The following is a 14,619-nucleotide window of genomic DNA, read 5'->3' as shown; positions in this document are numbered from 1 at the left end:
GGTTACGCTTGGCGGCGTTCTACTCTCCCAGGACCCTGCGGTCCAAGTACCATTGACGCTGAAGGGCTTAACGGTCGTGTTCGGGATGGGAACGTGTGGAACCCCTTCGCTATCGCCACCAAACGTTTGAGAGTTTAAGCTCTCAAAACTGAGCAACGAGTGAGTTGCTTTGCTCTTCATTTCATCCACACCGAAGTGATAGACCAAAATGAATCGCTGTTGTAGGTTCTAAGAACCTACTTATTTGAATGTTTCCACTCGGGAAACGATTCTCCATAGAAAGGAGGTGATCCAGCCGCACCTTCCGATACGGCTACCTTGTTACGACTTCACCCCAATCATCTATCCCACCTTCGGCGGCTGGCTCCTTGCGGTTACCCCACCGACTTCGGGTGTTATAAACTCTCGTGGTGTGACGGGCGGTGTGTACAAGACCCGGGAACGTATTCACCGCGGCATGCTGATCCGCGATTACTAGCAATTCCGACTTCATGCAGGCGAGTTGCAGCCTGCAATCCGAACTGAGACCGGCTTTGTTGGGATTGGCTCCATCTCGCGATTTCGCAGCCCGTTGTACCGGCCATTGTAGTACGTGTGTAGCCCAGGTCATAAGGGGCATGATGATTTGACGTCATCCCCACCTTCCTCCGGTTTGTCACCGGCAGTCTATCTAGAGTGCCCACCCGAAGTGCTGGCAACTAAATATAAGGGTTGCGCTCGTTGCGGGACTTAACCCAACATCTCACGACACGAGCTGACGACAACCATGCACCACCTGTCTCCTCTGTCCCGAAGGAAAGGTACATCTCTGTACCGGTCAGAGGGATGTCAAGACCTGGTAAGGTTCTTCGCGTTGCTTCGAATTAAACCACATACTCCACTGCTTGTGCGGGTCCCCGTCAATTCCTTTGAGTTTCAGTCTTGCGACCGTACTCCCCAGGCGGAGTGCTTAATGTGTTAACTTCGGCACCAAGGGTATCGAAACCCCTAACACCTAGCACTCATCGTTTACGGCGTGGACTACCAGGGTATCTAATCCTGTTTGCTCCCCACGCTTTCGCGCCTCAGCGTCAGTTACAGCCCAGAGAGTCGCCTTCGCCACTGGTGTTCCTCCACATATCTACGCATTTCACCGCTACACGTGGAATTCCACTCTCCTCTTCTGCACTCAAGTCACCCAGTTTCCAGTGCGATCCGGGGTTGAGCCCCGGGATTAAACACCAGACTTAAATGACCGCCTGCGCGCGCTTTACGCCCAATAATTCCGGACAACGCTTGCCCCCTACGTATTACCGCGGCTGCTGGCACGTAGTTAGCCGGGGCTTTCTTCTCAGGTACCGTCACCTTGAGAGCAGTTACTCTCCCAAGCGTTCTTCCCTGGCAACAGAGCTTTACGATCCGAAAACCTTCATCACTCACGCGGCATTGCTCCGTCAGGCTTTCGCCCATTGCGGAAGATTCCCTACTGCTGCCTCCCGTAGGAGTCTGGGCCGTGTCTCAGTCCCAGTGTGGCCGATCACCCTCTCAGGTCGGCTACGCATCGTCGCCTTGGTGAGCCGTTACCCCACCAACTAGCTAATGCGCCGCAGGCCCATCCCCAAGTGACAGATTGCTCCGTCTTTCCAGTTTCCTTCAGGCGAAGAAAACAACTATTCGGTATTAGCTACCGTTTCCGGTAGTTGTCCCAAACTTGAGGGCAGGTTGCCTACGTGTTACTCACCCGTCCGCCGCTAAGTATCAAGGAAGCAAGCTCCCTATCAACTCCGCTCGACTTGCATGTATTAGGCATGCCGCCAGCGTTCGTCCTGAGCCAGGATCAAACTCTCCAATAAAGTATTGAAAAGAGCGATAAGCTCATTTTGAATCTGACGAGATTAAAAATCTCATTTGTGCTCCAGTCGATCCAAGCCAAGGCTTGTCTCCAACTTTTGCGTTCATTCTGCAAGCAGAATGTTTACTCACTCGTTGTTCAGTTTTCAAAGATCAAACTCGTTTTTTCGTCACCATTTTCTCTCAGCGGCGACTTTTATAATATATCATACTTCGTTTGTTTTGGTCAAGTGTTTTTTTGAAATTCTTTTTCGAAGTTCGTAATGAGCTCCTTCATTTCATCTAAAGCATCTAACCAAGCAAGCAAAGCAACGAGATATAATGTACCATATAAATATCCTGCGAGTCAACTATCCGAACAAAGAAATTTTCAACCCTAATAATAGCCCCACACCTGGCAATCCCAAAACAGTTACAGTCCCTATCGTTGCAGGGTTCAGCGGGATGTAGGTTCCTGTAATCCAGCCAGAATAATTCACGATATATATCCCTACTGCAGCCAACACCAGATGAATTCCAAATGACGTGAAAAACGATAACCCTATCCGCTTTCTGAATAAAATAACGATAAGCCCCAGTAATGATATAACCAATACACTTCCCAGTATGATACTCTTCATATGTTACACCTCCATGTTTAATGTAAACGCGTCTACATACTAATCCCCCGTTGTGATGTAACATCATCATTAGCTCTGGCTCGCTTTGCTCTTCTCAAGTGGATCTGGTACTTCCGCTCAGCTGCCTCCAATACATAAATGGCATAATCAATCTCATCCTGCCCCTGTGCATCTTCAAACTGTCTCATAGCCCGTTCCCATTCCTGCTTAGCCATCTGAATATCTGCATAGATCTGATCCGCCTCAAGTTCCTTCAACATTCTGTTGTGTTTCTCTACCGAGTTCCGTGTATTTCGCCACAAAAACATAAACTCTCCCCCTCCTGATCAGCACAGCATATTCTCATACTTATCAGGGAAAGGACAAACTTAGAACTCGGACATTCATTTTCTTCATAAAAAAAAGAGAGCCCTAAGGCTCTCTTTGCACATCGAAACTTATTTAGCATCCGAAGTTACCAAGGAAGTCCGCTGCGTAAATTGAACACACTAACGCATCTCCCTGCGCCCTTCCAACGCTTTGGAAAGGGTCACTTCATCCGCATACTCAAGATCGCCACCTACAGGCAATCCATGCGCAATCCGGGTCACACTGATCTCAAACGGACGCACCAAGCGGGAGATATACATCGCTGTAGCCTCCCCCTCAATATTGGGGTTTGTCGCCAAGATGATCTCTTTTATACGTTCATCACTTAATCGAATCAGGAGTTCCTTCAAACGAATATCGTCTGGGCCAATTCCCTCCATAGGTGAAATCGCGCCCTGTAACACATGATAGTACCCATCGAATTCCTTGGTGCGCTCCATGGCCACCAGATCTTTCGAATCCTGAACTACACAGATTACAGAGACATCCCTAGACTTATCCTGACAGATGCGACATGGGTCCGTATCAGTGATATTACAACATACAGAACAGTAATGAAGATTACGCTTCACACTTACGAGCGCTTTGGCAAAATCGATAACGTCATCTTCCTTCATGTTAAGCACATGAAAAGCTAAACGCGCTGCCGTCTTGGGACCTACACCCGGCAACCGGGTGAAGGCATCAATCAGCTTGGCTATTGGTTCGGGATAATACAATCGATTGTGTCTCCTTTGACAGGATCAATTTTTAATTAAAATAATCCCGGAATATTCATGCCGCCTGTGAACTTGCCCATATCCTTGTTGGCAATCTCATCGGCTTTGGCCATTGCATCATTAACAGCTGTCATAACGAGATCCTGCAACATTTCAACATCTTCCGGATCTACCGCTTCAGGTTTAATCGTGATAGCAAGCAATTTCTTGTGTCCGTTAACTTCAGCCGTCACTACACCGCCACCAGAAGTACCTTGGACTGTTTTGTCCGCCAGTTCCTCTTGTGCTTTCAGCATTTGCTCCTGCATTTTCTTCACTTGTTTCATCATTTGGTTCATGTTGTTCATAATTGTTCATCTCCTTTGTTATGGTTATCGCGCTATGCGCATTATTCTTTGATCACTACAAGGTCCTCACCAAAGAGCTGGATAGCTTCATCAATCCAAGGCTGTTTGTTGCCTGAACCGCCGTCTTCATGCTCAGGTTCAAGCTTAAAGTCCTCCTTTGGCGCTTCAGAAGCTCCCTCCATTGCTCCGGTCCAATCTTTGAGCATCATCGTCACCAATCGTGCAGGACGCCCAAGCTGTTCCGACAACACCCGCTCAATGACTTCACGGTTAGCCTGCTTCTCCGTTGTTTCACGGTGAATGTTGTTTTTGAAAGCAACCAACACATTGTCTTCAAGCAATGATACCGGCTCACCATCCACAAACCAGGCGTGGACGGTAACCCTCTCTTCCTTCACTCGTTGCAGGATCTGACTCCATTTTTTGCTGATCTCTGCGAACTCAGGGGCTCCCTTGCGTGCAACATACTGATCCAACTGTGCAGGAAGCTTCGCAGGCGAATTGCCTCTCGATACCGGCGCTCTTGTTGCCGGGCGAGATGGAGCACTCGATGCACCTTCTCCACCAGACAAACCACTTTTCAGTGCACGATCCAACTTCTTCTCCAACTCAGCAAGCTGCTGCTTCAAGCGGTTGATCTCTCCTCCATCGGCAGGTGCTGCATGAGCTGAAGCTCCCACCTGAATAGAAGCCTCACCTTGAGCTGGAATACTACACAGTTTAAGCAATGCAACTTCAAATAATGTCTGTGGTTGTACTGCATATTTCATTTCACTCTGGTACCGATTAAGGGTGTCAATCATGTGGAACAGTTGTTCCCTGGTGAATGACTCCGCCATATCACGGAAAGATTCCGGATTAAGTACCCGGTCCGTCAGTTTATCTGCATCAGGTACCATCTTAATCATAAGCAAATCACGGAAATAATACAGCAAATTCTCCATACACTTGTCTGCACTCTTTCCTTCATGCATGAAACCTTCAATCATCTGTAAAATATGACCAACATCACCTTTGAGCAGCGAAGTAGCCAGTTTGGCAAATTGCTCTGAAGCAATGCCACCCGTCATGTCCATAACCTGCTGGTACGTTACTCGTCCATCCGTAAATGAAGAGATCTGATCCAGCACACTAAGTGCATCCCTCATTCCACCGTCCGATAAACGGGCAATGTATTGGAGCGCATCCTGGTCAGCTTCCATGCCTTCCTGTTCACAAATCAGTGTAAGTCTTGCTGTCTGCTCTTCCAGGGATACCCGGCGAAAATCAAATCGCTGACAGCGCGATATAATGGTAGCCGGAAGGCGGTGTGGTTCCGTTGTTGCCAAAATAAACATCACATGTGGCGGTGGCTCTTCCAATGTTTTGAGCAAAGCATTGAATGCCTCCGTTGTCAGCATGTGCACTTCATCAATAATATAGACTTTCTGCCGGACTTCGGTTGGCGCATATTTAACCTTTTCCCGAAGATCACGGATTTCCTCAACGCCCCGATTGGATGCAGCGTCAATCTCCTGCACATCCATCACAGCGCCAGTCGTAATTCTGCGGCAAGCTTCACACTCGTTACAAGGTTCAGGCGCAGGCCCACGTTCGCAGTTCACAGCTTTGGCCAAAATCTTGGCGGCACTTGTCTTTCCCGTTCCTCTGGGCCCGCTAAATAAGTAGGCATGGGAAGTCCGCTGTTCACGAATCGCGTTCTGCAAGGTCTGAATAATATGCTGTTGCCCCACCATATCTTGAAACGACTGGGGACGCCAAGCCCGGTATAACGCGATATGCTCCATGATGCGTTACCTTCCTTCCACTTCGCATTCGAGTCCTTTGTCGTTCCCCTATTATACTATATTCTAGGGTGAATCCAAACTTTATCTGACTCATTCATGCGGTTTATTAAGACATATCAAAAAGACCTCTGCATACATACTACTGCAAAGGTCTCTACATTTAAAAGGTAAGCCGTGCACCTGCTATCGATATTTGCGATCCAAGTGGCACCCCTGAACAATAGCTCGGGCTAGGCAACCCTCCGGCACAAGAGTGATCTCACTTATGGCTGCTTCCTTCCGGACCTGACCAGGTTCATGAGTACTCATTGCGGAGGACCCAACCGTCAACACCACGTTTAGGGACCAAACCTCACATCGGCAAAACCTCTAGCAGGAATTCAACCTCGCTATAGCGGATTGCGAGTTACAGGGCACCGCTACCTCCCCATCTAGCACGGTAAGAAATAGTATAACGTAAGGTTATCCAAATTGCAACCAGAGGAACTCGTAAGCAAACATGCTTACCTATAAAATATATAAAAACCCCTGCCAGATCAGCAGGGGTGTGTTGGATGCAATTAGCAGACAACTCCAAGAATTGTCCAATTAGATTCCGTATTTCTTCTTGAAACGATCAACACGGCCGCCAGCATCGATAAACTTCTGTTTACCTGTGAAGAACGGGTGGCACGCGGAGCAAATCTCTACACGAAGTCCGTCTTTAACCGAACCTGTCTCAAAAGTATTCCCGCAAGCGCAAGATACTTGACCAATCGTGTAATTAGGATGAATTGCTTCTTTCATTACCTTTCACCTCTTTCCGCCCTGAGCCTCAAGCGGACCCAGAGTAAATGGCACAACTCTGAGATTATAACACGGCCTTGTGCCTGTTGCAATCCATTATTGTTATGAGGTAATCAACCGTTTTGGACGTGCCATTCCAGCGGGTGGAACATGGGTATACGATCCGATCACAACATCAGGCAGCTCGTCTTCAAAAATCTCAATCATCTGCTTCATGCCCAAGATATCACCTTGAGCAGGAGGAATTAATTCCAGATAGCTCTCTGGATCAATATTGAGATTACGCATCTGAATCAAGCGTAGATCGGTTCTTCTCGCAAACTCAATCATCGCCTCAATCTCTTCTTCTCGGTCTGTTACGCCTGGGAAGATCAGATAGTTAATGGACGTATATACACCCTGCTGCGCTGCGTATTTCATTGATTTCTCAACATTGGCTAAGGTATAACCACGCGGTTTATAGTAGGCGTTATAGTGGTCATCCAGTGCACTAATTGTACTTACGCGCATCAGATCCAATCCAGCATCTACAATACCTCTAATGTGATCGTTCAGTCCGGCATTGGTATTAATGTTGATATACCCCATGTCCGTTACGGAACGCACTTCGCGAATCGCTTCAATAATCAGCTTGGCCTGCGTGGAAGGCTCCCCTTCACAACCTTGTCCAAAGCTAATAATGGACTCCGGCGTCTTCAGGTGTTCCAGCATAACCTCCACAATCTCATCCACACGTGGTCGGAAGTTCATACGTGTCTGCGGGGAAACAAAGCCGCTATCATCCGGTTGCTCGGAGATACACCCGAAACAGCCCGCATTGCAAGAATAGGATACCGGTACTCCACCTTCCCAACGATTCAGGAACGTGTTTGATGAAGTTAGGCATTCATATCCAAGCGCACAGTTGGATAGATGGGTATAAAGACGGTTCTCGGGATATTGCTCTGTCAATCGTTTAACCCCGGAACGTACATCGTCACGATCACAGTTGAGCGGATTCCATTGGTCAGGACTATCTGACTTCGCAGCCGTGACATAGAAACCGCCATCTTTCCAAACTACTGCGGAATAGCCGAATAACGGCAATTTATACTCTTTATCCGTCTTCACATAACCAGGGAGACACAAACGAGTGAATCCCTGTGGAAGTAAAGCACCTACCGCCTGTGTGTCCGTTGGCATTGGAAGCATCTCACCTGTGTCCGGGTCCATACCAATCGGCCGGGTACTCGGGAGTCCAACCAACGTTGCACCCTCTGGCAAAGGGATGAGTTCGTCTTCCATAATCTCAACGATCATATCTCCACTGCGGGCAAGCCCGTACAGGGAAGGATGATCAAATACATTACCTTTTTCATCTGCGTATACTAAATACATGATGTTCTCCTCACATCTAATGGGTTAAACCTAACGACGAGTGTATTGTAACATTCACAGCAATGCTGCAAAAAGAAAGTGATTAGTCAAACGGCAATTACGTCGATGTACCTGACGTAGCTGTCTGTCTAGGTGAACGACGGGTTGTTGTTGTCCCGGAATTGCTTGTTGGACTATTACCAGCTGAATCAAATGCCGCCAAAAACTCTGCATTTGTCTTGCTGTTACGAAGTTTTTTCAGGAATCCTTCAACAAAGTCATGGGAATCATTCATGTTTTTACGAATCGCCCAGATTGTATCCAACTCTTCCTTGCTAAGCAACACTTCTTCACGACGTGTACCCGAACGACGAATGTCGATTGCCGGGAATATGCGGCGCTCTGCCAGACGACGGTCTAGATGAAGCTCCATATTACCTGTACCCTTAAATTCTTCATAGATGACGTCATCCATACGTGATCCAGTATCAATTAATGCCGTTGCCAAGATGGTCAAGCTTCCGCCTTCTTCCACATTCCGGGCAGAACCGAAGAAACGTTTCGGACGATGGAATGCAGCTGGGTCAATACCACCACTAAGCGTACGACCGGATGGTGGAATAACCAGGTTATATGCACGGGCAAGACGTGTAATGCTATCCAGCAGGATAACGACATCCTTTTTGGCCTCAACCAAACGAAGCGCACGTTCAAGCACCAATTCCGCCACCTTAATATGATTCTCAGGCAGTTCATCAAATGTTGAAGCCACAACTTCCCCTTTTACCGAACGCGACATATCCGTTACTTCCTCTGGACGTTCGTCAATCAACAGGACAAACAGTTCAATTTCAGGATTGTTAGTTGAGATGCTGTTGGCAATTTCTTTGAGGAGAAGCGTTTTACCCGCTTTGGGAGGTGCTACGATCAATCCGCGCTGTCCCAATCCTACCGGGGCGAGCACATCCATAATGCGTGTGGACAAATGGCTGGGGGATGTTTCGAGAACCAGTTTTTTCTGCGGATACAGTGGGGTTAGTGCCGGGAAGTGAAGTCGCTCTGCAGCCGCCGATGGATTCTCACCATTTACAGCGTTGACTTGCAACAAACCGAAGTATCTCTCATTTTCCTTAGGCGTTCTACACTTACCTGATACGAGGTCACCTGTTCTGAGGTCAAACTTGCGAATCTGAGAAGCTGAGATGTAGATGTCTTCCGTACTTGGCAAGTAGTTGATAGGTCTTAAGAATCCGTAACCTTCAGGTAAAATCTCGAGTACGCCTTGCATGAACATCAGGCCGCTCTGTTCAGCTTGTGCACGTAGTATAGCAAAGATTAATTCTTTCTTTTTTAACGTACCATAGTAAGGTATCTGATATTTTTTGGCCAGTTTGTAGAGGTCCGTTAGTTTCATTTCTTCCAAATCGGAAATTTGTAGATCCATATAATAACCACCTATTCAATTAATAAGTCCGTGTGAAATGGATAGTTTCGCTAGATGTTCGGCTATAGAGCGCAGCGTCTGCCACAATCTCTTCTGTCCATTGTACGGAATGTAACCGTTATAATGCAAATACTTGTCTTTGAGTGTAAGTTTCCGGGTGGGATGGCCAACATTCGGCAGATCCGCTATTGAGTGAACGATGCATTGAGGCGATCAATCCGGATAGACCGGCTGTGGAGCGCAGTTCAAACAAAACCGGGGGTTGGGGATGAGAAATGATGTTCTTACAGCCATATGAAGTTTAATTCAAAAAAAGACCCTCCGGTAAAGGAAACAGAAACATTTCGTCTTATGCCGGAGAGACTGAGAACTCTATTAAAACAGGTTTACCCAATCAACAAAAAGATATGCAGTTCAGTTAAAAAAAACATGTGTAGGACCGAACTATGCATAACGCTTCCTATTAATCAGTTTCCCGCCATACATCTGCACCGAGCAGGCGCAGATTAGTCACCAGATGATCATAACCGCGGTCGATATATTCGACCCCCGTTACTTCAGTCACACCTTCACTGACAGTGAGACCTGCAATTACCAGCGCTGCCCCAGCGCGAAGATCGGATGCTTTTACTTTGGCTGCGTTTAATGCACTGCCTTCAATAATCGCTGACCGTCCTTCTACTCGAATCTTTGCACCCATCCGCACTAACTCAGGCACATGCTTGAACCGATTACTGTATACAAAGTCGCTCAGGACGCTCACACCGGTTGCCTGTGTCAAAACACTGGTCATGGGTGACTGTAGATCCGTTGGAAAACCAGGATATACAAGTGCCTTCACGTCAACGTGGTTATAGCTTGGTTTACCAATGACACGTATACTTTCATCCAATTCCTCAATACCAACACCCATTTCCAGCAGCTTTGCCGTTAAAGCTTCCAGATGTTTGGGAATCACATTGTCAATCAGAACATCTCCGCGCGTCGCCGCTGCAGCGATCATATACGTACCTGCTTGGATACGGTCCGGAATGATGGAATGACGGCAGCCTTTAAGCTCCGAGACCCCTTCAATACGGATCGTTTCGGTACCTGCACCCTTGATGCTGGCACCCATGGAATTCAGAAGTGTTGCTACATCTATAATCTCAGGCTCTTTAGCCGCGTTTTCGATAATTGTAGAGCCTTTGGCACGAGTAGCCGCCAGCATGATATTAATGGTTGCGCCGACACTGCTTACATCAAGATAGATTTTTGCTCCGCGCAGCTCTTTGGCATGCAAATGAATGGAGCCGTGTTCGTTTGTTACTGTTGCGCCAAGCGCTTCAAAACCTTTGATATGTTGATCAATTGGCCGAGGCTCAAAATTACAGCCCCCTGGTAAACCTATGGTCGCTTCTTTGAAACGCCCTAGCAATGCACCCATCATATAATACGAAGCGCGAAGCTTCTTCACGGGACCATTCGGCATAGGAATGGATTTGATGTCAGAAGGGTCAATCTTCATCTGACTGCCTTCCCAAGTCACACGTGCTCCGAGTTCCTCCAAAATTTCTGCATAAACCGCCACGTCACTCAAAAGTGGCAGGTTGTCCAACACGACTTCTGACTCGGCAAGCAATGCTGCAGGAATAAGCGCAATGGCGCTGTTCTTGGCGCCGCTTATAGTTACAGTTCCCTGTAACGGACGTCCGCCACTAATCATCAATTTTTCCATAAAGCTTAATGTCCCCCTACGTGTTTTGCAGCCGATGAACGGCAATACGTGCTGTTGGCTTCCGATGTAGAAATAAGGTGTGAAAATGGAAAGACACCGGCTAGGCGGTGTTTTTCCATTTCACAGTATGGAACTGGTAAAGATAAATTACGCTTTGTTGTTAGAACCAAACTCGCGGATTTTACCTTTAACGGTTTCTTTGATTGCTTCACGGCCTGGTACGATGAATGTACGTGGATCGTAAGCATCTGGTTTAGCAGCAAGCACTTCACGAACCACTCTTGCAAAAGCAATTTGGTTCTCTGTGTTTACGTTGATTTTGGATGTACCCAGGGAAATGGCTTTGTCGATGTCGTGTTTAGGAATACCTGTACCACCGTGCAATACGAGTGGAACTTGTACCGCGTCACGAACTTCTTCCATTTCTTTGAAGCCCAGGTTAGGCTCGCCATGGTAAGGACCGTGTACGGAACCAAGAGCTGGTGCCAATGTATCAATACCTGTTTCTTTAACGATACGGATACACTCGTTCAAGTCAGCATACATAATGCCGCCGATAACGTCGTCTTCTTGTCCGCCTACAGTACCTACTTCAGCTTCTACAGAAACGCCTTTAGCGTGTGCATATTCAACAACTTTTTTAGTCATTTCGATGTTCTCATCGATAGAGTGGTGGGAACCGTCGATCATAACGGATGTGAATCCAGCATCGATCGCTTCTTTACACTTGTCGAAGCTTGAACCGTGGTCCAGGTGAATTGCAACTGGAACGGTGATTTTCATGTCGTGAATGAGTCCTTCTACCATTTTAACTACAGTGTAGAAGCCACCAATGTGACGTGCTGCGCCTTCGGATACACCCAAGATTACTGGGGATTTCTCTTCTTCAGCAGCACCAAGAATCGCTTGAGTCCACTCAAGGTTATTGATGTTGTATTGACCAACTGCATATTTTCCTTCAAGTGCTTTGTTCAACATGTCTGTCATAGATACTAATGGCATGGTTTCAATCCTCCTAGGGGTTTGGGTTGTGTCTATGGTTTTTAGCCGAAATCACATACGGGCTTATTATACCACATCCCATGTCAAATACTAAACAAGCATTTGCAAAAATGCTGTGCTTTGCAGCACAGTTTTCATAGACACCGCTTTATAACTTCCACATTTCCAATATTCCCCGGATGTAGGAGTGAATTACCCAATTCTCCCACCAAGCACCTTCTATGTTCTCCACACGCAAAAAAATCCTGTATCAACAGGATTCAGCTGCATTTATTGGCAGTACCATTGCGAAGTTGCATATTCACAGCCACTCGCATCTCATCGATATCAAACGGTTTCGTAAAGTGCATGAGCGCTCCGAGATCTGTTGCTTCCTTAATCATGTCCAGTTCACCATAAGCGGTCATCATGATCACCTTGATACCCGGATCAATCTCTTTAATATGCTTCAGGATTTCAAGACCTTCCATCCCAGGAATCTTCATATCGAGCAATACCAAGTCAGGCTTGTCATTATTCACAATCTCCAGAGCAACCTTGCCGTTGGGTGCTTGAAACGTGTTATACCCCTCACTGCTGAACACTTCCATTAACAGGATTCGAATACCATTCTGGTCATCAACAATCAAAACTTTTTTATCTTCCACTCTGTAACCTCCTAGAATTAGGAAAGCATGCACATCATCGAATCTGGATAACTATCCCATAGTCGTCATGATAAGTATTCTACCTCTTCCATTAAAATCCTGCTACCTTCACAAAATGACAAAAAGCATTTCCATCTGCTCTTTATACAAAAAAAAGGGATGTTCCGGCAGCCGCTATGGTTGCCAGGAACATCCCCAATAATCTATTACATTAACACTAAAAACATGTATTACTTCTGCGCATTCTCCAGAGAAGCTTTTACAAACTCACGGAACAATGGTTGCGGACGGTTTGGACGGGAAGTGAATTCCGGATGGAATTGTACCGCCAGGAACCATGGGTGTCCTGGAAGTTCAACGATCTCAACCAGACGTCCATCCGGAGATGTACCCGAGATAACCAGTCCTGCTTTTTCGATCGTTTCACGGTATTCATTGTTGAACTCATACCGGTGACGGTGTCTCTCATATACCAGTTCGTCATCATAACAAGCCATCGCCAAAGAACCTTCTTGAAGCTTACAAGGATACAGACCCAGACGCATCGTTCCACCCAGATTCTCGATATCTTTTTGCTCAGGCAACAGATCGATCACCGGGAATTCCGTAGCCGGATTAATCTCGGAACTGTTCGCGCCATTCAAACCAACGATGGAACGTGCATATTCAATAACGGAAACCTGCATACCCAGGCAAATACCGAAGAACGGGATTTGTTTCTCACGAGCATAACGGATTGCCGATACTTTACCTTCAATACCACGATCTCCGAATCCGCCAGGAACAAGGATACCGCCAATACCATGCAACAGGTCGCCTACATTCTCATCCGTAATATCTTCAGAAGGAACCCAGCGGATTTTCACATCGGCATTGGATGCAAATCCTGCATGAGACAACGACTCAACAACACTCAGGTATGCATCATGAAGCGCTACATATTTACCAACAATAGCGATCTCAACTGTATGCTCCAACTTGTTGATCCGGTCAACCAGTCCTTCCCACTCGCTCATATCCGGTGCAGGAGTAGTCAGTTTCAGGTGATTTACCACGATCTCATCCAAACCTTCTTCACGCAGGTTCAGAGGTACTTGATACAACGTGTCTGCATCACGACATTCAACCACGGCATTCTCATCAATGTCGCAGAAGAGAGCGATCTTGGCTTTCATGTCTTTAGACAATTCATACTCTGTACGGCATACAATCACATTTGGTTGAATACCGATGCTTCGTAATTCCTTAACACTATGTTGCGTTGGTTTTGTTTTCACTTCACCAGCTGCTTTGATATAAGGAATAAGTGTTACGTGGATATACATCACATTGTCGCGACCTACATCACTTTTGATCTGACGGATAGCTTCCAGGAAAGGCAAACTCTCAATGTCGCCCACTGTTCCGCCAATTTCCGTAATAACCACATCCGAACCCGCTTCACGCCCAGCGCGGAATACCCGCTCTTTGATCTCGTTCGTAATGTGTGGGATAACTTGTACCGTTCCGCCCAGATATTCCCCGCGCCGCTCTTTGCTGATGACGGAAGAGTATACTTTACCAGTCGTGACGTTGCTGTTTTTGGAGAGATTGATATCAATAAAACGTTCATAGTGGCCAAGGTCCAGATCCGTTTCCGCGCCATCATCCGTTACAAAAACCTCGCCATGCTGATAAGGACTCATTGTCCCTGGGTCGATGTTAATATATGGATCAAATTTCTGGATCGTTACCTTAAGCCCTCTGTTTTTCAGCAATCTGCCCAGAGAAGCAGCCGTAATCCCTTTGCCCAGGGAGGACACAACTCCGCCCGTCACGAAAATATACTTTGTCACTGTTATTACCCTCCTAATATAAGTACAGAAATTCAGGCGATATATGGTGTTATCGTAACCTGTTTCCCAGGTAATCATCGTTAAAAAGAGCAATGGCAGAAATTCCCTGCATCTGCGAACTGCTCTTTCTGCGAAGACGGTTTAAATAAACATTGTTTTA

At 46.8% G+C, this 14,619-nt stretch carries 12 protein-coding genes, 2 rRNA genes and 1 other RNA gene; all 15 read right to left on the bottom strand.

The annotated features are described in order from the left end of the window. Window positions 1-6: 6 nt before the first annotated feature. The 15 genes from rrf to pyrG all read right to left on the bottom strand — a co-directional run bounded on the left by rrf (window position 7) and on the right by pyrG (window position 14,459). Window positions 7-123 (bottom strand): 5S ribosomal RNA (gene rrf / locus AC4E8D_RS00675). A gap of 156 nt (window positions 124-279) precedes the next feature. Then, a 16S ribosomal RNA gene (locus AC4E8D_RS00670) occupies window positions 280-1,832 on the bottom strand. 348 nt (window positions 1,833-2,180) lie between these two features. After that, window positions 2,181-2,450: a pro-sigmaK processing inhibitor BofA family protein gene (locus AC4E8D_RS00665; RefSeq protein WP_036607241.1), complete on the bottom strand. Its 270-nt coding sequence runs from the start codon at window positions 2,448-2,450 to the stop codon at window positions 2,181-2,183. Between the two features lie 32 nt (window positions 2,451-2,482). Then, on the bottom strand, window positions 2,483-2,710 hold the full coding sequence (locus AC4E8D_RS00660; RefSeq protein ID WP_083657421.1) for a DUF2508 family protein: 228 nt from the start codon (window positions 2,708-2,710) through the stop codon (window positions 2,483-2,485). A 228-nt stretch (window positions 2,711-2,938) separates the two neighbouring features. After that, on the bottom strand, window positions 2,939-3,538 hold the full coding sequence (recR, locus tag AC4E8D_RS00655; RefSeq protein ID WP_062838113.1) for a recombination mediator RecR: 600 nt from the start codon (window positions 3,536-3,538) through the stop codon (window positions 2,939-2,941). A 35-nt stretch (window positions 3,539-3,573) separates the two neighbouring features. Then, window positions 3,574-3,885 carry a YbaB/EbfC family nucleoid-associated protein gene (locus AC4E8D_RS00650; protein ID WP_036607248.1) on the bottom strand — a complete coding sequence of 104 codons (312 nt, stop codon included), beginning with the start codon at window positions 3,883-3,885 and terminating at the stop codon, window positions 3,574-3,576. Window positions 3,886-3,926: 41 nt separating this feature from the next. Next, complete coding sequence (dnaX, locus tag AC4E8D_RS00645) at window positions 3,927-5,672, bottom strand: DNA polymerase III subunit gamma/tau (RefSeq protein ID WP_339306410.1); 1,746 nt, start codon at window positions 5,670-5,672, stop codon at window positions 3,927-3,929. A 172-nt stretch (window positions 5,673-5,844) separates the two neighbouring features. Then, an RNA gene (gene ffs, locus AC4E8D_RS00640) (signal recognition particle sRNA large type) lies at window positions 5,845-6,112 on the bottom strand. 148 nt (window positions 6,113-6,260) lie between these two features. Continuing rightward, a complete protein-coding gene (rpmE, locus tag AC4E8D_RS00635) occupies window positions 6,261-6,458 on the bottom strand; it encodes a 50S ribosomal protein L31 (protein ID WP_036607255.1) in 198 nt (65 codons plus the stop codon). A gap of 102 nt (window positions 6,459-6,560) precedes the next feature. Continuing rightward, window positions 6,561-7,835, bottom strand: coding sequence for a radical SAM family protein (locus AC4E8D_RS00630; protein WP_091039190.1), 1,275 nt, complete (start codon window positions 7,833-7,835; stop codon window positions 6,561-6,563). Between the two features lie 97 nt (window positions 7,836-7,932). Further along, complete coding sequence (rho, locus tag AC4E8D_RS00625; protein ID WP_237178606.1) at window positions 7,933-9,258, bottom strand: transcription termination factor Rho; 1,326 nt, start codon at window positions 9,256-9,258, stop codon at window positions 7,933-7,935. A 463-nt stretch (window positions 9,259-9,721) separates the two neighbouring features. Further along, window positions 9,722-10,975 (bottom strand): UDP-N-acetylglucosamine 1-carboxyvinyltransferase, encoded by a 1,254-nt coding sequence (murA, locus tag AC4E8D_RS00620; RefSeq protein WP_017691290.1) that lies wholly within the window; start codon window positions 10,973-10,975, stop codon window positions 9,722-9,724. A 147-nt stretch (window positions 10,976-11,122) separates the two neighbouring features. Then, the gene (gene fba, locus AC4E8D_RS00615) at window positions 11,123-11,977 is read right to left on the bottom strand and encodes a class II fructose-1,6-bisphosphate aldolase (protein WP_036607263.1); all 855 of its coding nucleotides are present in this window, start codon (window positions 11,975-11,977) and stop codon (window positions 11,123-11,125) included. Between the two features lie 260 nt (window positions 11,978-12,237). Further along, complete coding sequence (locus AC4E8D_RS00610) at window positions 12,238-12,624, bottom strand: response regulator (RefSeq protein ID WP_490205722.1); 387 nt, start codon at window positions 12,622-12,624, stop codon at window positions 12,238-12,240. Window positions 12,625-12,854: 230 nt separating this feature from the next. Continuing rightward, the gene (pyrG, locus tag AC4E8D_RS00605) at window positions 12,855-14,459 is read right to left on the bottom strand and encodes a CTP synthase (protein ID WP_076217010.1); all 1,605 of its coding nucleotides are present in this window, start codon (window positions 14,457-14,459) and stop codon (window positions 12,855-12,857) included. Window positions 14,460-14,619 lie beyond the last annotated feature (160 nt).

The organism is Paenibacillus sp. SRL342 (genome assembly GCF_984798905.1).
Note: the sequence above shows the minus strand (reverse complement) of the source record. Positions and strands in the feature narration are given on the sequence as shown.